The sequence below is a fragment of the Halioglobus japonicus genome, assembly GCF_001983995.1.
Lineage (GTDB): Bacteria > Pseudomonadota > Gammaproteobacteria > Pseudomonadales > Halieaceae > Halioglobus > Halioglobus japonicus.
On the sequence record NZ_CP019450.1, the window covers coordinates 4,012,875 to 4,038,825 of the forward strand.

Sequence of the window (25,951 nt, forward strand, 5' to 3'; positions counted from 1 at the left end):
AATGAGGAGGCGGCATTCTATAGATGGCCCCACCTTGAGTCAACAACAAATCGTCCCCATATACCTGGCCCCGGCGGGAGAAATTTGGGTGTTTTTTGCTCCCCAAACAGGCCTTTTTCATGTACTATCCGCCACAATTTTTTCTGGCCAAACTTTGAACGATTGAGAGACCCAATGTCTGACTTATCCCTTTACAGAAATATTGGTATTTTCGCCCACGTTGACGCGGGTAAAACCACCACTACCGAGCGCATCCTGAAGCTCACCGGTAAGATTCACAAGACCGGTGAAGTACACGACGGTGCTGCGACCACTGACTTCATGGAACAGGAGCAGGAGCGTGGTATTACCATTCAGTCTGCAGCAACCACCTGTTTCTGGAAAGATCACCGCCTAAACATCATTGACACCCCAGGACACGTTGACTTCACCGTAGAAGTTTACCGCTCCCTGAAAGTACTCGACGGTGGTGTTGGCGTATTCTGTGGCTCCGGTGGTGTTGAGCCCCAGTCCGAGACCAACTGGCGCTACGCGAACGAATCTGAAGTATCCCGCCTGATCTTTGTGAACAAGCTGGACCGTATCGGTGCAGACTTCTACCGCGTTGTTAAGCAGGTAGAAGACGTACTGGGTGCCAACCCGCTGGTCATGGTTCTGCCCATCGGCCGCGAAGACGGCTTCATCGGCGTTGTCGATCTGCTGACCCGCAAGGCGCACGTCTGGGCCGATAACGACAACCCCGAGAACTTCGAAATCACCGACGTTCCCGCCGACATGGCCGACGACGTTGAAGAGTGGCGCGAGAAGCTGATTGAAACTGCCGTTGAGCAGGACGACGAGCTGATGGAACAATACCTGGAAGGCAACGAGCCCTCCATGGAAGACATCAAGCGCTGCATCCGAGAAGGTACTCGCAAGCTGGACTTCTTCCCCACTTACTGTGGCTCCGCGTTCAAGAACAAAGGTGTACAGCTGGTACTGGACGCCGTTGTTGACTACCTGCCCAGCCCCACCGAGGTAGACCCCCAGCCGCTGACCGACGAAGAAGGTGAGCCCACTGGTGAATTCGCGACCGTTGATCCGGAAGAGCCCCTGCGCGCCCTGGCGTTCAAGATCATGGACGACCGTTTCGGCGCCCTGACCTTCGTGCGTATCTACTCCGGCGTACTGAACAAGGGTGACACCATCCTCAACTCCGCTACCGGTAAGACCGAGCGTATTGGCCGTATGGTGGAAATGCACGCCAACGACCGCAACGAACTCGACTCTGCCCAGGCAGGCGACATTCTGGCGATTGTCGGTATGAAGAACGTTCAGACCGGCCACACCCTGTGTGACCAGAAGAACCCCTGCACCCTGGAAGCCATGGTCTTCCCCGAGCCCGTTATCTCCATCGCGGTTGCTCCGAAAGACAAGGGCGGTGCCGAGAAAATGGGTATTGCGATCGGTAAAATGGTTGCAGAAGACCCCTCCTTCCGCGTTGAAACCGACGAAGACTCCGGTGAAACCATCCTCAGGGGCATGGGCGAGCTGCACCTGGACGTTAAAGTCGACATCCTCAAGCGTACCTACGGCGTTGAGTTGGAAGTTGGTAAGCCTCAGGTGGCCTACCGCGAAACCATCACCCAGGAAATCGAAGATTCCTACACGCACAAGAAGCAGTCTGGTGGTTCCGGTCAGTTCGGTAAGATCGACTACCGCATCAAGCCCGCTGCGCCTGGCGACGGCTTCTCCTTCACCTCCACTGTTGTGGGCGGTAACGTACCGAAGGAATTCTTCCCTGCCATTGAGAAGGGCTTCAAGGTCATGATGGACGAAGGCCCGATTGCCGGCTTCCCCGTTCTTGACGTTGAAATCGAGCTGTACGACGGTGGCTTCCACGCAGTTGACTCCTCGGCCATTGCCTTTGAACTGGCAGCGAAGGGCGCATTCCGCCAGTCCATGCCCAAGGCCGGCGCTCAGCTGATCGAGCCCATCATGAAGGTTGACGTGTTCACTCCAGACGATCACGTAGGTGACGTTATCGGTGACCTGAACCGTCGTCGCGGCATGATCAAAGACCAGGACGCAGGCGCCACTGGCGTACGCATCAAGGCAGACGTACCTCTGTCAGAGATGTTCGGCTACATCGGCCACCTGCGCACCATCACTTCCGGCCGTGGCCAGTTCTCCATGGAGTTCAGCCACTACATGCCCTGCCCGCAGAACGTGGCAGACGAGGTGGTTGCCGAAGTTAAGGAGCGTAAAGCCAACGGCTAAGCGCTACCTTCAGGAAAAAAGGCCGGCTTATGCCGGCCTTTTTTTTAGCGGTTATTTCCTCCCAGAACGACCATTCTGGCGTCGTACACCCGCGGGCTATCGCATTCCGCCACGTCGTCCATGATCTCCTGGTGCTTGGCCCAACCACCGCCATTGGCGTAGTTATGCCAGGCCTCGCCCAGCTGCTCATAGTTTTCAAAGCTCACCACCGAGTAGTGGTCAAACTCAATACCGCTAAACCCTAGCTGTGGCTACATCAGCCATGACTGTCCCTTACCACCCATCTTCGACATGACCTCGGAGAACTTCTTATGGGCCTGGTAGGCCTTCATTGAGTCGCTATCGTCATCGATGATGCAACTAGAGAACCACACGATGCCATTGCCCTGGGGAGGCCCATTCGGCGCATGCACGGGGATTGACGACACCAGTGAGTGGCTGCAACCAATGACCTCTGCATAGGACTCACCAAGGCCGTCGTTACCCGCCATCCAGTTGTCCATGCCCTGCCCCATTTACTGGCCCGTCACCCCGGAGCCAATCCAGCCCACGTCAAACTCGCCATCGTTGGTTCTGAACTGCGGCGAGATAGTCCAGGAACTGTAGCTGCCATCGTTCTTCTTAGACCATTTAGCGAACTTCTTGTTCAGGACATCCAGGTCATCCCAGGCCTTATCCTCCTTGAAGCTGCAGGTGAATAACTCCACCGGCACCACCGTCGGCACCTCCTGCTGGGCCGCGATTCCGAGCGGAGACATTCCTGCGAGCAGCGTAGCAGCCATCGCTATTGTTCTGATTTTCATAGATTTATTCCTCTTCGCATGATCACGAATGCAGATTAGAGGACAGAGAGGAACAAACATCGGGCAGGCACGTATCCCTGGCGCAGGTCTTCATCCAGGTTGCTATCCCCGGGTGGACGTCCCTGCCCCGATCCGAGTCTAAAAGTAGATCAACTTAAGGATTGTTCAAGCTTCGTACAGAACGAAAGATATGTCCTGAGAGTGGCTCAAGGAAGGTGAGCCACTTCGATATCGATACGACTGCTCGCTGAAAGCCTGCCGGTCAGGGACAGGCGGTACTGCTCTGCACCGTAGCCGGCGGGAACGATCAGGCCAAGAACATCATTGCCCTGTGCGAAATGCGTTTCAATCATTCTTCCGGTACTAAATTCCGGCATCCCCCATTCGCTACTGGAGACCTGTAGCATCGCCCTGACCGGGCGGGGCAAAGACGTCCGAACCCGAAGGCAGAATGCGCCACTCTGAAATACTCGGGGAATGGAGAAGAGCAGACCACCGGGACTACGTGGGTCTCGGCGAGCAACCACTTTGACCGTATCGCCCCATTGGCAACTCTGCGAAGCACGGTTCATCCCAGCCAGTATCCAGTCGCCGATCGCTCCCCCCACCCCAATACCTCCCGGCTCCAGACATAACGCGGATAATTGCGCTGCACCGCAGAAAACACCACGAGACTGGCCGCATCCAGTGTTTCGCGTGCGGTCTGCAGCCGATACTGCTGCATCCGCTCGAAGCTGGCGGACGGTGCTCTGGACACTAGGTAGGGCATTATTCGCTCATAGAAGGAATCATGCAGGAATAAGGGCGCTACAGGCATCTGTTGAGCCTCTTTAATAGGCTCCGGCTGGGGAGCTTCGATGGCGGGCAAATGTGAGGCATCGAGTGCCAGCATTGCGGCAAGGTCAGCTTGCTGGGGTATGCGTTCCGTCGCTACTGCACGCTGTGGAATGCCGATTTCGCCAGGCCTAGCTTCGAACAGCTGATTCATCGCATCAAAGCCTGCAGCTTCGGTCCAGTGCGTGTCCCACATGAGATAGGCAGCAAAAGTCAGCAGGTTTTTCTCAGCGGGAATCTCCTTGCGCCAGATGTCGACGAGATAAGCCACGCCCTGGAATGTATAGAACGAGATGCCTATGGGAAGCACGATGCCCAGAAACGGATTGTCCTGCACGCTGTCGACCACTCTGAGAATATTGTCACTGAAGAAGAAGGCGTACTTGAAGAAGCCCAGCACCAGCAGGTTAAAAGCCACCCCGATGCTCAGCACAGCTTTCGAGGAACTGCGCCCCAGCCACAACCCCAGCAGCCAGTTCACAACGATAGACGCCACCAGCACCAGCGTGGCCAGCCCCGACGACCAATAGTAAAAGATCAAGCTGAACGCCAGAATGAACACGTTGTGCCCACGCCCTGCGCTCAGGTTGATGACCACCAGAGCCAATGGCAGAAAAACGAACAGAAAGAAGGGTTCAGAGAAAACCATGTATTTTTCTTATATTCCCAGAGTCACAGGACGGCCGCTCCCCAATCTTCACGCCGCCCAAATGACTACAAGAACATAATTACGGCCAAAAAAAAAAGTTCGCCCGGTTGGGCGAACTTCTTTAAGTGCGGATCTACTGAAAAATCAGCTATCAGCTTGCAGTGCTTCGGTCAGCGCCGCTTCGATTTCCTGAGCAGAAACCATCATGTCAGAGTCGGAATCGCGGTTGCGTTTGCGCTCTTCGTGATAGGCCAGGCCAGTACCGGCGGGGATCAGACGACCCACAACCACGTTCTCCTTCAGGCCACGCAGGTAGTCGCGCTTGCCGGTTACCGCAGCTTCGGTCAGTACGCGGGTAGTCTCCTGGAAGGAGGCCGCAGAGATGAAGCTTTCGGTGGCCAGCGACGCCTTGGTGATGCCGAGCAGCTCGCGCTCGCCGGTAGCAGCCACCAGGCCTTCGGCCTGCAGACGCTCGTTCTCTTCCAGCAGCGTGGTGTACTCGACCTGCTCGCCCTTGATCAGGCTGGAATCGCCGCTGGTAGTAATGATCACCTTGCGCAGCATCTGGCGAACAATCACCTCAATGTGCTTATCGTTGATCTTCACGCCCTGCAGGCGGTAAACCTCCTGGATCTCATTGACGATGTACTTGGCCAGTTCCTCGATGCCCTTGAGACGCAGGATATCGTGGGGGCTGGGCGGTCCTTCAGAAACCACTTCACCCTTCTCTACGAATTCACCCTCGAACACGCTCATGTTGCGCCACTTGGGAATCAGTACTTCGTAGTGATCGGAACCATCCGCCAGCGGCTTGCCGTCAGTCGGGGTAATCACCAGACGACGCTTGCCTTTGGTTTCTTTACCGAAAGACACGGTACCGGAGATCTCCGCCAGAATGGCAGGCTCTTTCGGCTTACGCGCTTCGAACAGGTCGGCAACGCGGGGCAGACCACCGGTGATGTCACGGGTCTTGGAGCCTTCCTGCGGGATACGGGCGATAACATCACCCGCGCCGATCTTGGCACCGTCTTCCATGCTCACCAGTGCCAGCGCAGGCAGGAAGTAGTGGGCCGGTACGTTGGTACCTGCCAGGCACAGTTCCTCACCCTTGTCGTCGACCAGGGTCACGGCAGGACGGATGTCCTTACCTGCAGCCGGACGCTCGGAGGCTTCCATCACCGAGATGCTGGACAGACCAGTCAGCTCGTCGGTCTGGCGCTTAATGGTAATACCCTCTTCCATACCGCTGAACTTCACGGTACCGGCCACCTCGGTGATGATCGGGTGAGTGTGGGGATCCCAGTTGGCAACGATGGCGCCAGCGGCAACCTCTTCGTTGTCCTTCACTTTCAGCACAGCACCGTAGGGCAGCTTGTAGCGCTCACGCTCGCGGCCGCGTACATCGAGAACAGAAAGTTCACCGGAGCGGCTTACCGCGACCAGGTTGCCGTCAGTGTTCTCTACGGTCTTCAGGTTGTGAATACGGACGGTACCGTCGTTCATCACCTGGATGTTGTCCTGGGCAGTCGCCCGGGATGCCGCACCACCAATGTGGAAGGTACGCATGGTCAGCTGGGTACCGGGTTCACCGATCGACTGGGCTGCCACAACACCGATCGCTTCACCCATGTTCACGCGGTGACCGCGTGCCAGGTCGCGACCGTAACAAGCGCTACAGATACCGTGACGAGTCTCACAGGTAATGGGCGAGCGAACCTCGATCTCATCGATGCTCATCTCTTCCAGACGCTTGATCCACAGTTCGTCCAGCATAGTGCCGGCGGTAATCGCGATCTCGTCTTCAGAACCGGGCTTCATTACATCGCGGGCCACGATACGGCCCAGCACCCGGTCACCCAGGGATTCGATGATGTCGCCGCCGTCGATAACCGGAGTCATCAGCAGACCGGCATCGGTGCCACAGTCGTCCTCGGTCACTACCAAGTCCTGCGCCACGTCAACCAGACGACGGGTCAGGTAACCGGAGTTCGCAGTCTTCAGAGCGGTATCCGCCAGACCCTTACGAGCACCGTGAGTAGAGATAAAGTACTGCGATACGTTCAGGCCTTCGCGGAAGTTCGCAATAATGGGTGTCTCAATAATAGAGCCATCCGGCTTGGCCATCAGACCACGCATACCCGCCAGCTGACGGATCTGGGCGGGCGAACCACGCGCGCCGGAGTCAGCGTAGATGTATACGGAGTTAAAGGATGCCTGCTGCTCTTCCTCGCCGTCGCGGTTGACCACAGTCTCTTTAGAGAGGCCTTCCATCATCGACTTGGAGATCAGGTCGTTGGCACGTGACCAGATATCGATCACCTTGTTGTACTTCTCACCCTGGGTTACCAGACCGGCAGCGTACTGCTCTTCGATCTCCATAACCTCGGCTTCCGCGTGTTCGATCAGGGTAGCCTTCTCTTCGGGGATCTCGAAGTCGTTCACACCGATGGAGGAGCCGGAGCGAGTGGAGTACTCGTAACCGGTGTACATCAGGCGGTCAGCAAAGATCACAGTCGCTTTCAGGCCAACCACTCGGTAACACTGGTTGATGATGCGGGAGATAGCCTTCTTGGCCATGTCCTGGTTCACCATATCGAAGGCGATACCGGCGGGGACAATTTCCCACAGCAGCGCACGGCCGACGGTGGTTTCAGCAACAAAGGTACGAGTGATTGGGTCGCCCTCGTCCTGAACCACAGTCTCGGTGACACGAACCTTGACGCGGGCCTGCAGGTGTACGTGACCGGCAACGTAAGCACGGTGCACTTCGGAAACGTTGGCAAACAGCGTGCCCTCACCCTTGGCGTTAATGCGCTCACGGGTCATGTAGTACAGGCCCAGAACCACGTCCTGGGAAGGTACGATAATGGGCTCACCGTTGGCGGGCGACAGGATGTTGTTGGTAGACATCATCAGTGCGCGCGCTTCCAACTGGGCTTCCAGAGTCAGCGGTACGTGTACCGCCATCTGGTCACCGTCGAAGTCAGCGTTGTAGGCCGCACAAACCAGCGGGTGCAGCTGGATTGCCTTACCTTCAATCAGCACAGGCTCAAATGCCTGAATGCCGAGACGGTGCAGGGTCGGTGCACGGTTCAGCAGTACGGGGTGCTCGCGAATGACTTCGGCGAGGATATCCCATACTTCCGGCGGCTCGCGCTCCACCATCTTCTTGGCAGCTTTAATCGTCGTGGCCAGGCCACGGGCTTCCAGCTTGCCGAAGATAAATGGCTTGAACAGTTCCAGGGCCATCTTCTTGGGCAGGCCACACTGGTGCAGACGCAGGGTGGGACCCACCACGATCACAGAACGACCAGAGTAGTCTACGCGCTTACCGAGCAGGTTCTGACGGAAGCGACCCTGCTTACCTTTAATCATGTCAGCCAGAGACTTCAGCGGACGCTTGTTGGAGCCGGTAATGGCGCGGCCACGACGGCCGTTGTCCAACAGTGCGTCCACAGATTCCTGCAGCATACGCTTCTCGTTGCGCACGATGATGTCCGGCGCGTTGAGGTCCAGCAGACGCTTCAGGCGGTTGTTACGGTTGATAACACGACGGTATAGATCGTTCAGGTCGGAAGTCGCGAAGCGACCGCCGTCCAGCGGTACCAGCGGACGCAGATCCGGCGGCAGCACGGGCAGCGCGTTCAGTACCATCCACTCAGGCTTGTTGCCGGAGTTGGCAAAAGCTTCCATCAGCTTCAGGCGCTTGGACAGCTTCTTGATCTTGGTCTCGGAGTTGGTTGCCGGGATCTCTTCGCGCAGCGTGGCAATCTCGTGGTCGAGATCCAACTGCATCATCAGGTCCTGGACCGCTTCCGCGCCCATCTTGGCGGAGAACTCGTCACCGAATTCTTCCATAGCTTCGTAGTACTGCTCGTCGGACAGCAACTGGCCCTGCTCGAGGGTCGTCATGCCCGGGTCGGTGACCACGTAGCTTTCAAAGTACAACACCCGCTCGATATCGCGCAGGGTCATGTCCAGCAGAAGGCCGATACGAGACGGCAGGGACTTCAGGAACCAGATGTGAGCCACAGGGCTCGCCAGCTCGATGTGGCCCATACGCTCGCGGCGTACTTTCGCCAGTGCAACTTCAACGCCACACTTCTCACAGATAACACCGCGGTGCTTGAGGCGCTTGTACTTGCCACAGAGACACTCGTAGTCCTTTACCGGGCCAAAGATCTTGGCACAGAACAGGCCGTCACGCTCCGGCTTGAAGGTACGGTAGTTGATAGTTTCGGGCTTTTTCACCTCGCCAAATGACCACGAACGGATCATTTCCGGCGAAGCGAGGCCGATGCGAATCGCATCGAACTCTTCTGTCTGGCCCTGGGCTTTCAGCAGATTAAGTAAGTCTTTCAAGGCTATTCCTCCACGTATTCGTTGTTGGCCAGTTACTCGTTCTCAAGCTCGATATCGATACCGAGCGAACGGATTTCCTTAACCAACACATTGAAGGACTCGGGCATGCCCGGCTCCATACGATGGTCACCATCAACAATATTCTTGTACATCTTGGTACGACCGGTGACGTCGTCCGATTTCACGGTCAACATCTCCTGCAGGGTGTACGCCGCACCGTAGGCTTCCAGTGCCCACACTTCCATCTCACCGAAGCGCTGGCCACCGAACTGGGCCTTACCACCCAGCGGCTGCTGGGTAACGAGGCTGTAAGAGCCTGTGGAACGAGCGTGCATCTTGTCGTCTACCAGGTGGTTCAGCTTCAGCATGTACATGTAGCCAACCGTTACGGGGCGATCGAATGAATCGCCGGTACGGCCGTCGTACAGGGTGAACTGGCCGCTGTCTGGCAGGTCGGCCAGGGTCAGCAGGTCCTTGATAGAAGATTCAGCAGCACCATCGAATACCGGCGTCGCCATGGGTACACCGCCAGACAGGTTCTTGGCGAGTTCCATCACTTCTTCGTCGCTCAGGGACTTGATGTCCTCTGTGCGGCCGGCACCGTTGTTGTAGATCGCCTCGAGGAACTTGCGCACCTCGGCAACCTTCTTCTGCTCTTCGATCATGACGTTAATCTTGTCGCCAAGACCTTTCGCCGCCATGCCAAGGTGAGTTTCGAGAATCTGGCCCACGTTCATACGCGACGGTACACCCAGCGGGTTGAGCACGATATCGACCGGCTCACCGTTCTCGTCATAGGGCATGTCTTCTACCGGCATGATCACCGAGATCACACCCTTGTTACCGTGACGTCCAGCCATCTTGTCACCGGGCTGGATGCGACGCTTGATCGCCAGGTAAACCTTGACGATCTTGAGTACGCCAGGCGCCAGGTCGTCGCCAGACTGCAGCTTCCCTTTCTTGTCTTCGAAACGCTCTTCGAGCAGTTTTTCCTGCTCCTGCAGCTGACGCTGGGCAGAAGCCAGGGATTCGTTCAGCTCGCTGTCAGACAGCTTCAGCTTGAACCACTGTTCGCGATCCAGTTCGTTGAGTACCTTCTCGGTGAGCTTGGTGCCCTTGGTCAGGCCACCGCCGGAGACGGTAGTCTTGTTCTTGATCAGGTTACCCAGACGCGCAAAGGTCGCTTCTTCGAAGATACGGAACTCTTCTTTCAGGTCCTTGCGGTACTCGTCCAGCTGGTGCTTTTCGATCTGCAGGGCGCGAGCGTCCTTTTCCAGACCGTCGCGGGTGAATACCTGCACGTCGATGACAGTACCCTTGGTGCTGGAAGGCACGCGCAAGGAAGTGTCTTTTACGTCGGAGGCCTTCTCACCGAAAATCGCACGCAGCAGTTTCTCTTCCGGGGTCAGCTGGGTCTCACCTTTCGGCGTGACCTTACCTACCAGGATATCGCCGGCGTCAACTTCAGCACCGATGTAGACAATGCCGGACTCATCCAGCTTGGCCAGGGCGCTCTCGCCAACGTTGGGGATATCAGAGGAGATTTCCTCGGGCCCCAGCTTGGTGTCACGGGCGATACAGGTCAGTTCCTGAATGTGGATGGTGGTGAAGCGGTCTTCCTTCACAACACGCTCAGACACGAGGATGGAATCCTCAAAGTTGTAACCATTCCAGGGCATGAACGCGATACGCATGTTCTGACCCAGGGCCAGCTCACCCATGTCAATCGACGGACCGTCGGCGAGGATATCGCCGCGGGCAACCGCGTCGCCGGTCTTAACGATCGGGCGCTGGTTAATGCAGGTGTTCTGGTTGGAACGGGTGTACTTGGTCAGGTTGTAAATATCAACCGGCGCCTCATCGACACCTACGTCCTTGTCGTTCACGCGTACCACGATGCGGCTGGCGTCGACGGAGTCGATGACACCGCCACGCTTGGCAACCACACACACGCCGGAGTCGGCGGCAACGTGGCGCTCCATACCGGTACCTACCAGCGGCTTGTCGCTCACCAGGGTCGGTACAGCCTGACGCTGCATGTTCGAGCCCATCAGGGCGCGGTTCGCGTCATCGTGCTCGAGGAACGGAATCAATGCTGCCGCAACGGAAACTACCTGCTTGGGCGAGACATCCATGTAATCGATGTCATCAGCGCCCTTGAGGGTGTTCTCATTGAGGTGGCGAACGTTAATCAGCTCTTCAACGAAGTTGTTGTTCTTGTCCAGCGGTGCAGACGCTTGGGCAATGACGTGCTCGGCTTCGTTAATCGCGGACAGGAATTCGATATCGTCGGTGACCTTGCCGTTTTTCACCTTACGGTACGGGCTTTCCAGGAAGCCGTACTCGTTGGTGCGGGCATAGGTTGCCAGCGAGTTGATCAAACCAATGTTCGGACCCTCAGGCGTTTCAATCGGACATACACGACCGTAGTGGGTCGGGTGTACGTCGCGCACTTCGAATCCGGCGCGTTCGCGGGTCAGACCACCGGGGCCGAGTGCAGAGACGCGGCGCTTGTGGGTCACCTCAGACAGCGGGTTGTTCTGATCCATAAACTGGGACAGCTGGCTGGAACCGAAGAATTCCTTCACAGCAGCGGATACCGGCTTGGCGTTGATCAGGTCCTGGGGCATGAGGCCTTCGCTCTCGGCCATGGAAAGACGCTCTTTTACAGCGCGCTCTACACGTACCAGACCGACGCGGAACTGGTTTTCTGCCATTTCGCCCACGGAGCGAACACGGCGGTTACCCAGGTGGTCGATGTCATCGACAATGCCTTTACCGTTGCGGATGTCGACCAGGGTAGACAGCACTGCAACAATATCTTCTTTGTCCAGAATGCCTTCGCCGGTGACTTCTTCACGACCCAGGCGACGGTTGAACTTCATGCGACCAACGGCTGACAGATCGTAGCGGTCGGAAGAGAAGAACAGGTTCTGGAACAGGTTCTCGGCGGACTCCTTGGTGGGCGGCTCACCAGGGCGCATCATCCGGTAAATTTCTACCAGCGCTTCCAGTTCGTTGCGCGTGGTGTCCAGACGCAGCGTGTCGGAGATGAACGGACCGCAGTCCAGCTCATTGGTGTACAGAGTCTCGATTTCCTTAACGCCGGCTTCGTCCAGCTGGGCCAGAATCTCTTCAGTCAGCTCGGTGTTACATTCAACCAGAATTTCACCGGACTTCTCGTCAACGATGTTCTTGGCCAGGGCGCGGCCATTGAGATAATCGCCGGGGACTTCCAGTTCTGTAACGTTGGCTTTTTCCAGCTCGCGAATGTGGCGGGCGGTAATACGACGGCCCTGTTCAACCACAACCTTTTTGCCAGCCTTGATGTCGAACGCAGCAACGTCGCCGCGCAGACGCTCGGGAATCAGGGTGATTGTGTAATTACCTTCGCCGTCGGAGTGGAAGGTATTTACATCGTAGAACATGTCGAGGATTTCCTCTGACTGGTAACCCAGCGCGCGCAGCAGCACGGTGGCAGGCAGCTTACGGCGACGGTCGATACGTACGTATACCAGATCCTTGGGGTCAAACTCGAAGTCCAGCCATGAGCCACGGTAGGGAATCACCCGGGCGCTGTACAGCAGCTTGCCGGAGGAGTGGGTCTTGCCCTTGTCATGGTCGAAGAATACACCCGGGGAACGGTGCAGCTGGGACACGATTACACGCTCGGTACCGTTGATGACGAAGGTACCGTTGTCGGTCATCAGGGGGATCTCCCCCATGTAGACTTCCTGTTCCTTGATGTCCTTGATGGTCTTGTTGGACGAATCCTTATCGTAGATGATCAGGCGCACTTTCACCCGCAGGGAGCAGGAGTAGGTCACACCGCGCAGCTGACATTCGTTGACGTCAAAGACAGGCGTGCCCAATGCGTAATCGACGTATTCCAGGGCAGCGTTACCGGAGTAGCTGACAATGGGGAATACGGATTTAAAAGCCGCGTGCAAGCCATAGGCGCCGCGCTTATCCAGTGGAACACCCTGCTGGGTAAATTTACGGTATGAATCGAGTTGAATCGCAAGCAGGTAAGGTACATCCATTACCTTCGGCAGCATGCCGAAATCTTTGCGAATACGCTTTTTCTCAGTGTACGAGTATGCCATCAGTACTCCCCAGCATGTTGATGTAAAGGGGACAGACCCCTTTTTCTTCATTCAAGCTTTTGCGGTCCATTTTTGAGCCTGGAATTGAGGCCTGCCCCCATTTTCTGACTTCAAAAATCTGCCCGCATTAAGCGGGAAAAGGCCGGTGGGCTTTCGCTCCACCAGCCTTGTCCTTGTCCGGCCGCCCGAGGGCGGTGCGGACGATTGCAGAACTTACTTGAGTTCTGCAGCGCCGCCGGCTTCTTCCAGCTGCTTCTTGATGTCTTCGGCTTCTTCCTTGGAAGCACCTTCCTTGATGGGGGAAGGAGCGCCGTCAACCAGGCCTTTGGCTTCTTTCAGGCCAAGACCAGTTACTGCACGTACTACCTTGATGACGTTAACTTTCTTGTCACCAGCAGAAGTCAGAACTACATCGAACTCAGTCTTCTCTTCTGCAGCCGCGCCAGCGTCGCCGCCAGCAGCAGCCGGTGCAGCAGCAACAGCTGCAGCAGCGGTTACACCAAACTTCTCTTCCATTGCTTCGATGAGCTCAACGACTTCCATTACGCTCATTTCTGCAATTGCATTCAAAATGTCTTCTTTAGACATGACTTTCGTCTCCTATCTAGCTGATAAAAATTTCGGGAAATGGGGCTTACGCCGCCGCTTCCTTCTGATCGCGTACTGCAGCGAGTGTGCGAACCAGTTTTCCAGGTACTTCGTTCATGGTCTGTACCAGCTTGGTTGCCGGCGCTTGCATAACACTCATCAGCATTGAGAGTGCCTGGTCGCGGGTCGGCAGCTTAGCCAGAACATCCAATTGCTCAGCACCCAGCATCTGGCCACTTACCGCCAATGCCTTTACTTCAAATTCTTCGTTGTCTTTCGCGAAGTCCTTGAAGAGTCGTGCCGCTGCGCCCGGGTCTTCCATAGAAAAACCAAACAGGGAGGGACCGGCGAGAGTGTCGTTAACGCACTCGTATTCGGTACCTTCCAGAGCCCGCTTGGCCAGGGTGTTGCGTACTACACGCAGGGTCACCTGGTTTTCGCGCGCTTCTTTGCGCAGAGCAGTCATGCTGTCTACCTGTACACCGCGGGCATCCGCGATAACGAGGGACAGTGCACTGGTGGCTGTCTCGTTAACTTCAGCTACGATCGCTTTCTTGTCTTCGAGTCCAATTGCCACTGGATATACTCCTGGGTTGCTTTACATTGGTACTCACAAACCTATGTGAGTACTGCTCGCGTGGTGAACACTTTCACCATCTGCGTAGGCTTTGGCGTTGATACAACTCGCCTCAATTAAACCGCCACTGATAAACCGCATCAGCATTGGCACCTACGGTCTTTGATGGCCTTTAGTTCTCAGCTAGTGGGCTTGCGCCCCGCCTTGTCCAAAGACCTCAAAGTGGATCGGATCCAACCTGTGGGTTTTCACCGACCTACCGCTTTCCCTTCCCTGGGAAAGCTTTGAGGAGCCGCCCCTTGTGGGGGCAGCTCAACAATTACGACTCCAACGACCCCTGGTCGATGGTGATGCCCGGGCCCATAGTGGTGCTCAGGCTGATTTTCTTCATGTAGACGCCCTTGGCAGCGGCAGGCTTGGCCTTCTTCAGGTCAGCCAGTACAGCTTCGAGGTTGCCGCGAATGGCATCCAGGTCGAAATCGATCTTGCCGATACCGCCGTGAACAATGCCGTTCTTGTCGGTGCGGTAGCGCACCTGACCAGCCTTGGCGTTGTTAACCGCAGTTTCCACATCGGGAGTTACGGTGCCAGTCTTGGGGTTGGGCATCAGGCCGCGAGGACCCAGTACCTGGCCCAGCTGACCAACAACGCGCATCGCGTCGGGAGAGGCGATGACAACGTCGAAGTCCATCATGCCGCCCTTGATCTGTTCCGCCAGGTCTTCCATGCCTACCAGGTCAGCGCCGGCGGCCTTGGCTTTCTCAGCAGCTTCACCCTGGGTGAAAACCGCAACGCGTACGTCGGAACCAGTGCCGTTAGGCAGAGTGGTTGCGCCGCGAACAGCCTGGTCAGATTTACGGGCATCGATGCCCAGGTTTACGGCCACTTCAACGGTCTCGTTGAACTTGGCAGTGGCGAGCTCCTTCAGCAGGCTTACCGCTTCTTCCAGCGGGTAGGCCTTCTCAGGGTTCACCTTCTCTTTAAATGCCTTCTGGCGCTTGGTCAGCTTGGCCATCTTAATTCACCCCCTCAGTTTCGATACCGGCGCTGCGGGCGGAACCGGCGATAGTGCGCACGGCTGCATCCATGTCGGCAGCGGTCAGGTCAGGCCACTTCTGGGTAGCCACTTCTTCCAGTTGCGCACGGGTTACCTTGCCCACCTTGTTGGTGTTAGGGGTACCGGAGCCCTTCTTGATCTTGGCGACTTTGCGCAGCAGAACGGAAGCCGGAGGCGTCTTCTTGATGAAGGTAAAGGAACGATCGTTATACACAGTGATAATAACGGGAATCGGCAGACCGGGCTCAGTGCCCTGAGTCTCGGCGTTGAACGCCTTACAGAATTCCATGATGTTCACACCGTGCTGACCCAGAGCCGGACCTACCGGGGGCTCGGGTTGGCCTGACCAGCAGGCACTTGCAGCTTGATATAAGCTTCGACTTTCTTAGCCATGATTTTACTCCCGGGTTCAAACGTCTGTTCGGCTGGGCCTACTAAGACTCCCCATCAAGGCGGATAACCGCCATTTAGTTCGTCACCCCCGTGGAGGCGGGGATCCAGACAAAAAGCTGGGCCCCCGCCTTCGCGGGGGCGACACCATCATCAGGCCTTTTCGACCTGACCAAATTCCAGTTCCACCGGGGTGGAACGACCGAAAATGAGCACCGCCACGTTGAGGCGGTTCTTTTCGTAGTTAACCTCTTCAACAACACCATTGAAGTCGTTGAAGGGGCCATCGATAACCCGCACCATTTCGCCGGGCTCGAACAATGTCTTGGGACGAGGTGCTTCCACACCATCTTCCACGCGCTGCAGAATGGCCGCAGCCTCCGCTTCGGTAATCGGCGCCGGCGCATCCGCCTTGCCGCCGATGAAACCCATCACGCGGGGGTTTCCTTGACCAGGTGCCAGGTTTCGTCCGCCAGCTCCATCTGCACCAGCACGTAGCCGGGGAAGAACTTGCGCTCGCTGCGACGCTTCTGGCCGCCGCGCATCTCAACCACCTCTTCGGTGGGAACCAGGACTTCGCCAAAGCGGTCCTGCATGCCGTGCAGCTCGATGCGCTCTTTCAGGGCAGAGGCGACTTTCTTCTCATACCCGGAATAGGCGTGAACCACATACCAACGCATTGCCATCGCTAACCCTTTTACCTGTTCTTAACCAATCGCCAGCGACACCAGCCAACCCAGGAAGCTATCCAAGCCCCAGAGCAGCAGCGCCACCAACAACACAAATACCACCACGATCATCGTGGTCTGCACGGTTTCCTGACGCGTCGGCCAGACCACCTTGCGAATTTCGGTACGCGAACCTTTTACCAGCGCCCAGAACGCCGCCCCCTTGGCGGTTTGCAGGGCAACCAGAGCAGCAACAATTCCGAGCGCAACAATACCCAGCACGCGGTAAAGCAGTGACTGGTCTGCGTACATACTGTTGCCGACAACCGCTACGCCGATCAGGGCGAAGACAACAAGCCACTTCAACCCATCGAAACGGCTCGCGCTAGTTTCAGCACTCATTCAACTATCCTTTATTCAGAGCAACCCATCAGTGGCTGCTCCCTGCCATAAAATGGCAGGCCAGGAGGGAATCGAACCCCCAACCTGCGGTTTTGGAGACCGCTGCTCTGCCAATTGAGCTACTGGCCTAAATCTCTCATTTAGACGACGAAGCCGAACTGCTCTCTCAAGCGGTTCGGCTTGGTCTGATCCGGAGCGAAACCTTAAGTTCCGCTCCAGCGAGCATCGATTACTCGATGATCTTGGCTACAACACCAGCGCCAACAGTACGACCACCTTCGCGGATCGCGAAGCGCAGGCCATCTTCCATCGCAATCGGAGCGATCAGAGTGGCAACCATCTGTACGTTGTCACCAGGCATTACCATCTCAACGCCTTCGGGCAGTTCACATGCACCGGTTACGTCAGTAGTACGGAAGTAGAACTGCGGACGGTAGCCCTTAAAGAAAGGCGTGTGACGACCGCCTTCTTCCTTGGACAGAATGTAAACCTCAGCTTCAAACTTGGTGTGAGGGTTTACAGAACCGGGCTTGGACAGCACCTGGCCACGCTCAACTTCGTCACGCTTGGTGCCACGCAGCAGAATACCTACGTTCTCACCCGCACGACCTTCGTCCAGCAGCTTGCGGAACATCTCAACACCAGTACAGGTAGTGGTCTGAGTGTCCTTGATACCAACGATCTCGATCTCTTCACCAACCTTGATGATGCCACGCTCAACACGGCCAGTTACTACGGTACCGCGACCGGAGATGGAGAATACGTCTTCAACCGGCATCAGGAAGGCACCGTCAACGGCACGCTCGGGCTCAGGGATGTAAGAATCCAGAGTCTCTACCAGGGTCTTAACGGCAGTGGTGCCCAGCTCGTTCTCGTCTTCGCCGTTCAGCGCCATCAGCGCGGAACCACAGATGATCGGAGTGTCGTCACCGGGGAATTCGTACTGGTCCAGCAGCTCACGCAGCTCCATTTCAACCAGCTCTTTCATCTCTTCGTATTCTTCGGTGTCGGCGCCGCCACAGTCTTCTGCGAGCAGGTCAGCCTTGTTCAGGAATACAACGATGTAAGGTACGCCTACCTGACGAGACAGCAGGATGTGCTCACGAGTCTGGGGCATGGGGCCATCAGTAGCACCACAAACCAGGATCGCGCCGTCCATCTGCGCAGCACCGGTAATCATGTTCTTCACGTAGTCAGCGTGTCCGGGGCAGTCAACGTGCGCGTAGTGACGAATCGGAGAGTCGTACTCAACGTGAGAAGTCGCGATGGTGATGCCACGCTCTTTCTCTTCAGGTGCGTTGTCGATACCGTCGAAGGCTACCGCGTCGCCGCCCCATACTTCGGAGCATACGCGGGTCAGGGCCGCTGTCAGGGTAGTTTTACCGTGGTCAACGTGACCGATGGTGCCCACGTTTACGTGGGGCTTAGTACGTTCAAACGTTTCTTTTGCCATTACGACAATCTCCTGTCTACGCCGGCCCTGGGCCGTATCAACCGCTTAGTTAAAAACCTAACAACTTCAATTACTTAAGAGCGAAAGTGGAGCTCATAACCGGATTTGAACCGGTGACCTCTTCCTTACCAAGGAAGTGCTCTACCGACTGAGCTATATGAGCCTCAAAACCTTCAACTCTGGAGCGGGTAGCGGGAATCGAACCCGCATCATCAGCTTGGAAGGCTGAGGTTCTACCATTGAACTATACCCGCGGTACCGCTAAACCTAATTGTCTTGCCCTTCTGGGCTTTACCCCTGAACCAGGCCCACTGACTCAGTCAAAACATGGTGGAGGGGGGTGGATTCGAACCACCGAAGCTTTCGCGTCAGATTTACAGTCTGATCCCTTTGGCCACTCGGGAACCCCTCCAGAAGGCGGCATATTGTCCGGATGACCACCCCTTATGTCAACCGCTTCTCCCAATAAAATTATCGACTTACGCACACTTTCTGAGCCAGCCTGAAACGCCGCTTTCAGGCGCTCTCCCGCTGCGGTCAATGCGCCGCAATCGAGGGCGAAGTCGAGAAGAGAAGCAAGGGTGGAATGGAGCTGGCGAGAGGAATCGAACCCCCGACCGGCTGATTACAAATCAGCTGCTCTACCTACTGAGCTACGCCAGCCAAATCCAGACCGGTGAGTAGGACTGTATAGAAAGAGGAAACTTGCGATACGCACCTGACTCAACGGCGGGCAATTCTAGGGGAAGCATTGGGGGGATGCAATAGGTTTAAGGGCGATTTACACCCTAACTTTCTTTGCCTCCCCCCCTATACCCTAGTCCTCAAACAGGGCGGCCTCTTTTGAACTAGTCAAAACTGTTTGCTCGGCCCCATCCTGACCACTTTTTGGGTGGTAGACACCATAAGGCATCGCCTTCACCGCCTCCTGATGAACGCTACGGGCGATTGGAACATAGTCAGTCACCGCCGTACTAACGGCTGTAGCAATGACATCTACCAAAAGGTTTCCTGAAGATGACCCAGTATCTATTATGACCTGCTCTTCATAAGACCAGAGAACGTCGTTGGTGCGCGTTGACAGCAGAACATACTCAAGGCCCACTGTTACATTTGCAGCGATCACTGCATAGTTTGTGTCCCAGGTATTGATAGTAAGAAACAAAACAGAATCGGCACCAAACGTCTCCAGGAACACTGAAGTGGGCATTCCTTTTAACTGGTCGCCCTCAAGGACCCCCTCAGACTTCCAAATATCGGCGACGATCGGAATCGGCATCACATAATAGCCATGATTTGCGAATGGCTGCGAAATCGTGACGTTCAATAAATCTCCAGCGTCTGCCGCTGTAGTTTCGTTAATTGCAGGGACGATCACCATGGATACGGGCTTTTGATCCGTATACATGGCCGGGAATGCCTGTTGCTTGGTTTGCATCTCAGCACAACTGGCTAGAAAGAATCCCAGAAGCACAACACTAAGAGTTCTGACTTTACTCATCATGATGCCTCCTTATTCACAGCCACCAACCTCTCTAGAAAATGCCGAGATGAGGGAAAGTTTTGCATTTCTGCTTCGTAGTAAGCCAAAGCCTTGTCATCATCGCCTCGTTTGGCATTGATGTAACCGAGTTCAGCGTATATTCCAGGAGGAACCGTCAAACTGTTGTCAGCCGAATATTCAATAATCTCGTGCAACTCTTCCTCATGAGCTGCCAGCGTTTCCTCTGATGGATTTTTCGTGAAATTATATAGCGTCGTGGAGTAATCTCCCCAGTAGTACCCCGCCTCCGTCACGGTCGCACATCCTGTAGCGAGCAGTAGCGATACTAGTAGTGGTACAACAACAATTCTCATCATGGAACCCTTATCTCCCTGGTTTGTCCCTTTGAAAAATACATAGTCTTGTCTACGACAACCTGACTATTCTTTTGAACGGTGATCCGCTGGGATCCCTCATCTACCTTCAATGTAATAGTCTCCAAGTTTTCGTTTTCACGATCCTTTGCCCCGAGCACACCTATTTCATAAGGCGTGAGATCACTTTCATTCACGACTTTCCTGAACGACTCGCCGATCGTGATCGTTGACCCCACGAGAACCTCACTCCTCAAAACCAGCATGGTGCTTTCTTCTAGCCCTACAGATTTCCGCTGTACAGGCGCACCACAGGCAACAAGAAAAAAGCCAAGGAGAACTACGAGCGTCATCCTATTCATTTGAGCTTACCTCTCCGATATATAGTAAGTTTCCAACGGCTTGGTGATACGACCGCTAGTAACGTTTACGAAGGATATTTCATTGAACTCATCCTCACCCGATGATGAGATAACAGACACCGACCCTATTTTTTGACCAGGCAAAGAAATCATTGCGCCCGTCTGTGGATTCTTGATTTCTCTTCCGTGTTCGTACACATACAACTCCTTTCCGGGAACAAGCCCCTGACTTGCACCTCCAGCGATGATGTACACACCCTGATCCTCTGCCAGCAGATATGAACGCCACGGGTTTTTAGTCATATTTTCAGTCAGGTTGCTGGTTAGCTGTGAAATAGCAGCAGAGATAGACTTGTCCGTTAGGCTTTGATCAAAGCCCGCACTGGATCCCACGCCGACTACACGCTTTGCCTCAGATGACGCCTCGCCCGCTCCTTCGGCGGCATAAATGATTCGTCCAGTCTCTACGTCAATAAGCCGGACATTTACCTTTGCGTAGGCTTTCTGAATTTTAGTTCGGGAAAAAACGCCAGTGTCACTCTCTGTTGAACGGCCAAACTCACTTACAGAGCCGACGATCAAGTAATCAACACTAACACCAGCTTCATCCAGGCCAGCTAGCATTTGCTCTGCGGATGTTTTGTCAGCATCCATTCTCTCAAACATCAAGAACTGGCCTGTCTCGGCCAATCTTGCGCTCAGAATGTCCGCTGCCTGCTTGCCTATTCGGTCGCCAGAGTCATCAACCAAGAAGCTATTTCTAGATTGCGTTTCGTTGGAGAATCGGGCGATCGCTACCTTTCTCTTCAATTGGACTATGTTCTGCTCTTGAGCCAGCTCCACCTGGCCAGAAGAGGCGTCCACAACATTTTGTGCCAATGCGCCTTGCATAGACATAAGTAAGGAGAGAAGGCCAATACCTAGCAGGCGCCTAGTTTTCGTTTCCATTACAAACTCCGCTTGAGTGCGTCCATCACGTTAGCGGGCAGAGCGCCCAACCGCACCCCGCCAGCTAATACAATAACCGTATTGTGATTTACCCTGATTGCTCCATATCAATACAGGTAGAGTGAATATTTCATCCATGAGTAGAAATGACCAATCGCGCCACAACTGAGACCGTGTGCGCCAATCGCCCCTACCGTTGTTAAATTATACCTCTTCACTATTCCAGTTATCAAAACTCCGGACCCAACTCAGTTCACAATTTTTATCATTCAGTCTATGCCCTGCATGGCTTTGCGCCATTTTCCACCTCGCTAATTCTGCTCCCCTGTAACAGGACACCCCTCCTACCCAGCTCCCAGATAGCCTCCAAACCACCCCCGGGGCATATCCCCTTTCAGACTCACAAATGACATAGCAACCCCGCGCAAAGCGAGGCATATTTTCAGTAAACCAAAGAAATCTCACGGAAAAATCGAGCAACAGGACGTATCTATCAGGGGAAACTCACCACTATCAACCACAACCAAGGAGTCAGTCATGACTTCAACAACCAACCCAACCTTTACCATCCTGAAGCAGGCCACCTGCCCCACCCTCTCTCAGTCCGGCACCATCGGATACCAGATAGCGCTCGATGACGGTGACAACATCCTGATGGCCCTGGCCAGCAATTCGGGCACAGGGTTCTTCTGCAAGGCCTGGATCAAACTGGACCACGCGCTGGACACCCTGGAAGAGTTTGCCATCCAGTACCCGCTCACCAGTCTCGCGCTGCAGCCCCTCTACCCTGGAACCAGCATCAACAGCTGGTCATTTCTCATGGCCGTACTGCTGGCAGAAGGTCTGATCGAACCCCTGTCGGACAACAAGCGGCGATTTCAGCTCTGTGATCCAGCCCCGTTCCGACAGCAAATCGAGAAGTTAAAGGCTGCGCATAGCGACTCCCCCAAGGGGAAGGACGATCAAGCGGCGTAAGCAGTGGCGGTATGCCGCTGTTACCCGCAAATAATCAACAAAATTCATTCCTCGGCAGCCAGGAATTCATCCGAACCGCCACCGAATATCAATTTTCAATTCAATCGCCTGCCGGTATTCCCCCCGCCAATCCCATGCGGTACATGGCTTTCTGCCGACACAGTGTTGCCACTGCATATAAGACCGGCATGAGGAATCACGCCTAAAAGCGCACCAACATCGCCTCGGGGTCAGTGCCACCACCCCATCCACACCCGACTGCCTGCTACTACGAGGAATCCCCAATCAGCTGGTGTCACCCCTGAAACCCATGAAGCGCAAGGCTTCTGGTAATCACCCGTCCCGCCACTGGGGCTATACCGGTTTACACATGAATTTTTCACCCACTAACAGAGGACCAACATGATCTGGCTTTTGCTGTTCACCCTCGTCGCGATCGGGGTCTTCATCGACTCGATCCGGCTTTTCTCACTCGGACTGCTGTTCATGTCCATCAAAGCGTTCCCGCGATACATGCTGATGCTGATTGGCACTGTCATCGCGTGGAGCATCAACTACTTGAAGAGGTAAACAACCATGACTATCGAAGATGCTATCGAACAGGCCATCGCTCAGGTGGATGCGTGGGGACTTGAAGACTCGGCATGGGCTGACGCAGTAAATGGCCAGGCAATGCTGCTGGTTGAGACTGATGTTGAGCCATTCACCTACCTGATCGACGACACCCCCTACCATGCGCTGCGCTTCTAGCAGTACTCCAATCACAAATTGAGGAATACAACATGACGATCCGCGACATAGCGGAGGTTCGACCACGTCTCGAAAAAGCCGTGTCGGGTCTTGCCGGTGATGCCCCGGAACCAACTGACCTGCTGAACAGGTATGAAATGGTCAGCACCGCAATGCTGGACAGCGAACATGACTGGTATCCGCCGGGCCACCTTCAAGAGCTGCTCATGTCATACCTTTATATCCGGCAGATTGAGCTGGGACTACTGGAATGTCCATCACCTGACGAGATCTGACCCCAAACCTGGCGGCACCTGATGAGTGTGCTGCCCATCTTTCCATAGCACCGAGAAACTGAATATCTGGAATTCTGAAATCCTGACCAGCCTGGTCACCACAAGATCATTGCACCATTATGGTGCAGGAATTCAGTTTTCCAGATTTGCAGCTTCATATCCAGATAGCACATATCGAAACCATCGCGAACACAACCACTACATATTGTGAAATTTCTCGAAAAGGGGGCTTGCTCACGGCAGCAAGCTGTGGGACGATTCCAATGCAGCCCACAATGAAGAGCTGTGCATGCGCCTGAAGCGCTGCGAACACCGGAGTAGATGGCTGGATCTTAATCGCAATCGCCGCCAAAAGTCTTGAACAAAATACTCTCCCAACGTCTTCAAGGCCATCACTCTTAACATACTGGGCAAAAATCTCGAACAACGTCTTCGGCAACATCCTCGAACAAAACTGACAACTGGGTAGTTCCGCGTTTTCCGCATGCGATCTTACAAATTGCATTAGGAAAATACCATGTATAACAACAGCTTAGCTGGTGGCAGTGCAAGTCCTGCCGCCTCAACCTTACTCCCCGCCATCGTGCAGCATGATCTAGATGAGCCGGCCTGGCTCAAGTGGATCAAGACTCTTTCCCCTCCCCCCAAGCCGGTGAACACGCCGCCTGGCGAGCCAGAAACCATGGTCGATGCCGCGCTGCGGTGGCACCAATTCGGTCTTCAGGTCATCCCGGTGGTACCAGACACCAAACAGCCAGCCTGTAAGTGGGACCCATGGCTGGCAGCCCTGTCCCCCTCCAATATCAACCTGCACTGGAGTCGGCATCCCGATCACCAGGTTGGTGCCATCGCGGGCCCGGACTTGATCGTGTTCGACGCTGACACCCCTGAAGCGGAAGTGGCTTTCAATCAACTGATGAAGGCCTTGGACGTCTCCTGTAACCACATAGTCAGCACAAGCCGTGGTGAGCACTACTACTTCAGGCTTGCGCCTGGTGCGGTGGCAAAATCTGACTCCCACAGCACCATGAAGCATCCAGAGAGGCTGGACATTAAGACTGGACGCGCCCTCGTGGTGCTACCGCCCAGCCCTGGAAAAGTGATGTCCTTGGAAGAGGCGGAGAGCGTGACGGACCTGAATCAGATCGACCAGGCTTTCGTCGATGCGGTATACCACCACAACGGTCGTAACATTCCCCGTGAGCCGGAAAACCGGGGACTACACAACCCCAGCCTTGAGCTTCATCATTCTCGTCTATGCGAGATCAATGCATTGCTGGACCACATCGACCCAGATTGCAGCTACGACGACTGGCGCACTGTTCTGATGGCAGTTCACCACGAATCAGGCGGCAGTGATGATGGGCTCGCTCTCGTGGATAGCTGGAGCAGCAAGGGGAACAAGTACCCCGGCACTGCCAAGGTCGAGAAGAAATGGCGATCATTCGATCAATTCGGTGGATTCCCGGTCACCATCGGCTCGATCCGCCACTTGGTTTCAGATGCTGGGACCAACCCTGCTGACATCTGCGCCGAGGAATTCGAGGTCGTAGAAGAGGACAACACTCCGTCATCCGAAGCACATGCTTGGGCCAAGTTTTCGCTTCGTGGCATGAGCAGCCAGTTCGAGGCCGAGATGCAGGATCAGGTACCGATTCTTGGTGACATCGCTATCAGAGGCCAGTGGACAGTGCTCTACGCACCGCCCAACGCAGGTAAAACCTTGCTCACCTTGAAGTTGGTCACCGAGGGCATCCAGTCTGGGAAGATAGATCCGGAACAGGTGTACTACATCAACGCCGATGACAATCACCACGGGTTGACGTACAAGCTCAAGTTGGCAGAAGAGCACGGCTTTCACATGCTTGCGCCGGGTTATCAGGACTTCCGAGCAGACAGCTTTCTCGACTACCTGCAGACTCTAAACCGCAACGGCCAAGCCAAGAATACCGTAGTTTTCCTGGACACTTTGAAGAAGTTCACCGACCTCATGGACAAGCGCCGGGCATCTGACTTTGGCCGGGAAGTGCGCGAGTTCACCAGCAAGGGGGCACCATGATCTGCTTGGCGCATGTCAACAAGAACCGGGGCGCTGACGAGAAACTGGTGTTCGCGGGTACTACTGACATCACCGATGATGCCGACTGTTACTACGTGATTGACACGCTGAGTGACGAGAACGATGTCCGCACGGTTGAGTTCGAGAACCGGAAGAGCCGTGGCATGGTCCCCAAGCGGGCCGTGTACCAGTACAGCACTGCTACAGGAATTGGCTATCGGGACTTGCTGGACTCAGTGCAACGCGTGGACGACACACAGGCAACAGCCCTCAAGACCGCCCTCTCTGCGGCTGCTGACCCTCGACAGCCTGTGATCAAGGCTATCGTAGCTGCTATCAAGTCCGGCACCACCGCCAAGACCAGGCTCATCGAGGAAGCAGCAAAGACGACTGGCGAGAGCAAGCGGCAAGTACAAAACGTTCTCGAAACAGAAACCGGTGATAACCCCACCGCGCACAAATGGAATTTCACCATCGGAGAGCGCGGCATGATGAACTACGAGTTGCTCAGTCTGGACGACGATATCGCAGACCTGGAGGATCTGCAGAACTGAGGAACTGAAATGGTCGTGGTTGC

General features: G+C 55.3%; 23 protein-coding genes, 5 tRNA genes and 2 pseudogenes. 7 read left to right on the forward strand and 23 right to left on the reverse strand.

Annotated elements, in window-relative coordinates:
* Window positions 1-174 precede the first annotated feature (174 nt).
* Entirely contained in the window at window positions 175-2,259 is a 2,085-nt protein-coding gene (gene fusA / locus BST95_RS18930) for an elongation factor G (protein ID WP_066050968.1), read from the forward strand.
* Between the two features lie 44 nt (window positions 2,260-2,303).
* Here the strand turns inward: fusA and BST95_RS19855 are convergent, their stop codons facing one another.
* From BST95_RS19855 to BST95_RS19035, 23 genes and pseudogenes are all read right to left on the reverse strand, one after another.
* Entirely contained in the window at window positions 2,304-2,465 is a 162-nt protein-coding gene (locus BST95_RS19855) for a hypothetical protein (RefSeq protein ID WP_157114519.1), read from the reverse strand.
* Window positions 2,466-2,510: 45 nt separating this feature from the next.
* Complete coding sequence (locus BST95_RS18935) at window positions 2,511-2,762, reverse strand: hypothetical protein (RefSeq protein ID WP_146004273.1); 252 nt, start codon at window positions 2,760-2,762, stop codon at window positions 2,511-2,513.
* A gap of 12 nt (window positions 2,763-2,774) precedes the next feature.
* Window positions 2,775-3,062, reverse strand: coding sequence for a hypothetical protein (locus BST95_RS18940; RefSeq protein ID WP_084200950.1), 288 nt, complete (start codon window positions 3,060-3,062; stop codon window positions 2,775-2,777).
* 206 nt (window positions 3,063-3,268) lie between these two features.
* Window positions 3,269-3,415 carry a hypothetical protein gene (locus tag BST95_RS19860; protein WP_157114520.1) on the reverse strand — a complete coding sequence of 49 codons (147 nt, stop codon included), beginning with the start codon at window positions 3,413-3,415 and terminating at the stop codon, window positions 3,269-3,271.
* 215 nt (window positions 3,416-3,630) lie between these two features.
* The gene (locus BST95_RS18945) at window positions 3,631-4,545 is read right to left on the reverse strand and encodes a hypothetical protein (protein WP_084200951.1); all 915 of its coding nucleotides are present in this window, start codon (window positions 4,543-4,545) and stop codon (window positions 3,631-3,633) included.
* A 144-nt stretch (window positions 4,546-4,689) separates the two neighbouring features.
* Window positions 4,690-8,907, reverse strand: a complete 4,218-nt coding sequence (gene rpoC, locus BST95_RS18950) for a DNA-directed RNA polymerase subunit beta' (RefSeq protein WP_066050956.1) — start codon at window positions 8,905-8,907, stop codon at window positions 4,690-4,692.
* A 32-nt stretch (window positions 8,908-8,939) separates the two neighbouring features.
* Entirely contained in the window at window positions 8,940-13,013 is a 4,074-nt protein-coding gene (gene rpoB, locus BST95_RS18955; RefSeq protein ID WP_084200952.1) for a DNA-directed RNA polymerase subunit beta, read from the reverse strand.
* 213 nt (window positions 13,014-13,226) lie between these two features.
* Window positions 13,227-13,601: a 50S ribosomal protein L7/L12 gene (gene rplL / locus BST95_RS18960; protein ID WP_066050950.1), complete on the reverse strand. Its 375-nt coding sequence runs from the start codon at window positions 13,599-13,601 to the stop codon at window positions 13,227-13,229.
* A 46-nt stretch (window positions 13,602-13,647) separates the two neighbouring features.
* The gene (rplJ, locus tag BST95_RS18965; RefSeq protein WP_066050947.1) at window positions 13,648-14,178 is read right to left on the reverse strand and encodes a 50S ribosomal protein L10; all 531 of its coding nucleotides are present in this window, start codon (window positions 14,176-14,178) and stop codon (window positions 13,648-13,650) included.
* 319 nt (window positions 14,179-14,497) lie between these two features.
* Window positions 14,498-15,193 (reverse strand): 50S ribosomal protein L1, encoded by a 696-nt coding sequence (rplA, locus tag BST95_RS18970; protein WP_066050944.1) that lies wholly within the window; start codon window positions 15,191-15,193, stop codon window positions 14,498-14,500.
* Between the two features lies 1 nt (window position 15,194).
* Window positions 15,195-15,628, reverse strand: a pseudogene (gene rplK / locus BST95_RS18975) (50S ribosomal protein L11).
* A gap of 150 nt (window positions 15,629-15,778) precedes the next feature.
* Window positions 15,779-16,311 (reverse strand): annotated as a pseudogene (gene nusG, locus BST95_RS18980) (transcription termination/antitermination protein NusG).
* Between the two features lie 21 nt (window positions 16,312-16,332).
* On the reverse strand, window positions 16,333-16,695 hold the full coding sequence (gene secE, locus BST95_RS18985; RefSeq protein WP_084200953.1) for a preprotein translocase subunit SecE: 363 nt from the start codon (window positions 16,693-16,695) through the stop codon (window positions 16,333-16,335).
* Window positions 16,696-16,748: 53 nt separating this feature from the next.
* Window positions 16,749-16,824, reverse strand: a tRNA-Trp gene (locus BST95_RS18990).
* Between the two features lie 100 nt (window positions 16,825-16,924).
* Window positions 16,925-18,148 (reverse strand): elongation factor Tu, encoded by a 1,224-nt coding sequence (gene tuf, locus BST95_RS18995; protein ID WP_066058696.1) that lies wholly within the window; start codon window positions 18,146-18,148, stop codon window positions 16,925-16,927.
* Window positions 18,149-18,235: 87 nt separating this feature from the next.
* Window positions 18,236-18,311 (reverse strand) — tRNA-Thr (locus tag BST95_RS19000).
* A gap of 17 nt (window positions 18,312-18,328) precedes the next feature.
* Window positions 18,329-18,402, reverse strand: a tRNA-Gly gene (locus BST95_RS19005).
* 74 nt (window positions 18,403-18,476) lie between these two features.
* A tRNA-Tyr gene (locus BST95_RS19010) sits at window positions 18,477-18,560 on the reverse strand.
* A gap of 175 nt (window positions 18,561-18,735) precedes the next feature.
* Window positions 18,736-18,811: transfer RNA gene (locus tag BST95_RS19015), tRNA-Thr, on the reverse strand.
* Window positions 18,812-18,965: 154 nt separating this feature from the next.
* Window positions 18,966-19,652: a GNA1162 family protein gene (locus BST95_RS19020; RefSeq protein ID WP_084200954.1), complete on the reverse strand. Its 687-nt coding sequence runs from the start codon at window positions 19,650-19,652 to the stop codon at window positions 18,966-18,968.
* Window positions 19,649-20,008, reverse strand: a complete 360-nt coding sequence (locus tag BST95_RS19025; protein WP_084200955.1) for a DUF4810 domain-containing protein — start codon at window positions 20,006-20,008, stop codon at window positions 19,649-19,651. Before BST95_RS19025 ends, BST95_RS19020 begins: the two co-directional genes overlap by 4 nt.
* On the reverse strand, window positions 20,005-20,367 hold the full coding sequence (locus tag BST95_RS19030) for a hypothetical protein (RefSeq protein ID WP_084200956.1): 363 nt from the start codon (window positions 20,365-20,367) through the stop codon (window positions 20,005-20,007). Before BST95_RS19030 ends, BST95_RS19025 begins: the two co-directional genes overlap by 4 nt.
* 6 nt (window positions 20,368-20,373) lie before the next feature.
* Entirely contained in the window at window positions 20,374-21,315 is a 942-nt protein-coding gene (locus BST95_RS19035; protein WP_084200957.1) for a CsgG/HfaB family protein, read from the reverse strand.
* A 537-nt stretch (window positions 21,316-21,852) separates the two neighbouring features.
* On the opposite strand from BST95_RS19035, the gene BST95_RS19040 reads away from it, so the two are divergent.
* The 6 genes from BST95_RS19040 to BST95_RS19060 all read left to right on the forward strand — a co-directional run bounded on the left by BST95_RS19040 (window position 21,853) and on the right by BST95_RS19060 (window position 25,928).
* Complete coding sequence (locus BST95_RS19040) at window positions 21,853-22,290, forward strand: hypothetical protein (RefSeq protein ID WP_084200958.1); 438 nt, start codon at window positions 21,853-21,855, stop codon at window positions 22,288-22,290.
* Window positions 22,291-22,692: 402 nt separating this feature from the next.
* Window positions 22,693-22,860, forward strand: a complete 168-nt coding sequence (locus BST95_RS19865; RefSeq protein WP_157114521.1) for a hypothetical protein — start codon at window positions 22,693-22,695, stop codon at window positions 22,858-22,860.
* Window positions 22,861-22,866: 6 nt separating this feature from the next.
* Window positions 22,867-23,040, forward strand: coding sequence for a hypothetical protein (locus tag BST95_RS19870; RefSeq protein ID WP_157114522.1), 174 nt, complete (start codon window positions 22,867-22,869; stop codon window positions 23,038-23,040).
* A 32-nt stretch (window positions 23,041-23,072) separates the two neighbouring features.
* Window positions 23,073-23,315 (forward strand): hypothetical protein, encoded by a 243-nt coding sequence (locus BST95_RS19045; protein ID WP_084200959.1) that lies wholly within the window; start codon window positions 23,073-23,075, stop codon window positions 23,313-23,315.
* Window positions 23,316-23,832: 517 nt separating this feature from the next.
* The gene (locus tag BST95_RS19055) at window positions 23,833-25,374 is read left to right on the forward strand and encodes a PriCT-2 domain-containing protein (protein WP_084200961.1); all 1,542 of its coding nucleotides are present in this window, start codon (window positions 23,833-23,835) and stop codon (window positions 25,372-25,374) included.
* A complete protein-coding gene (locus BST95_RS19060; RefSeq protein ID WP_084200962.1) occupies window positions 25,371-25,928 on the forward strand; it encodes a hypothetical protein in 558 nt (185 codons plus the stop codon). Before BST95_RS19055 ends, BST95_RS19060 begins: the two co-directional genes overlap by 4 nt.
* Window positions 25,929-25,951: the final 23 nt, after the last annotated feature.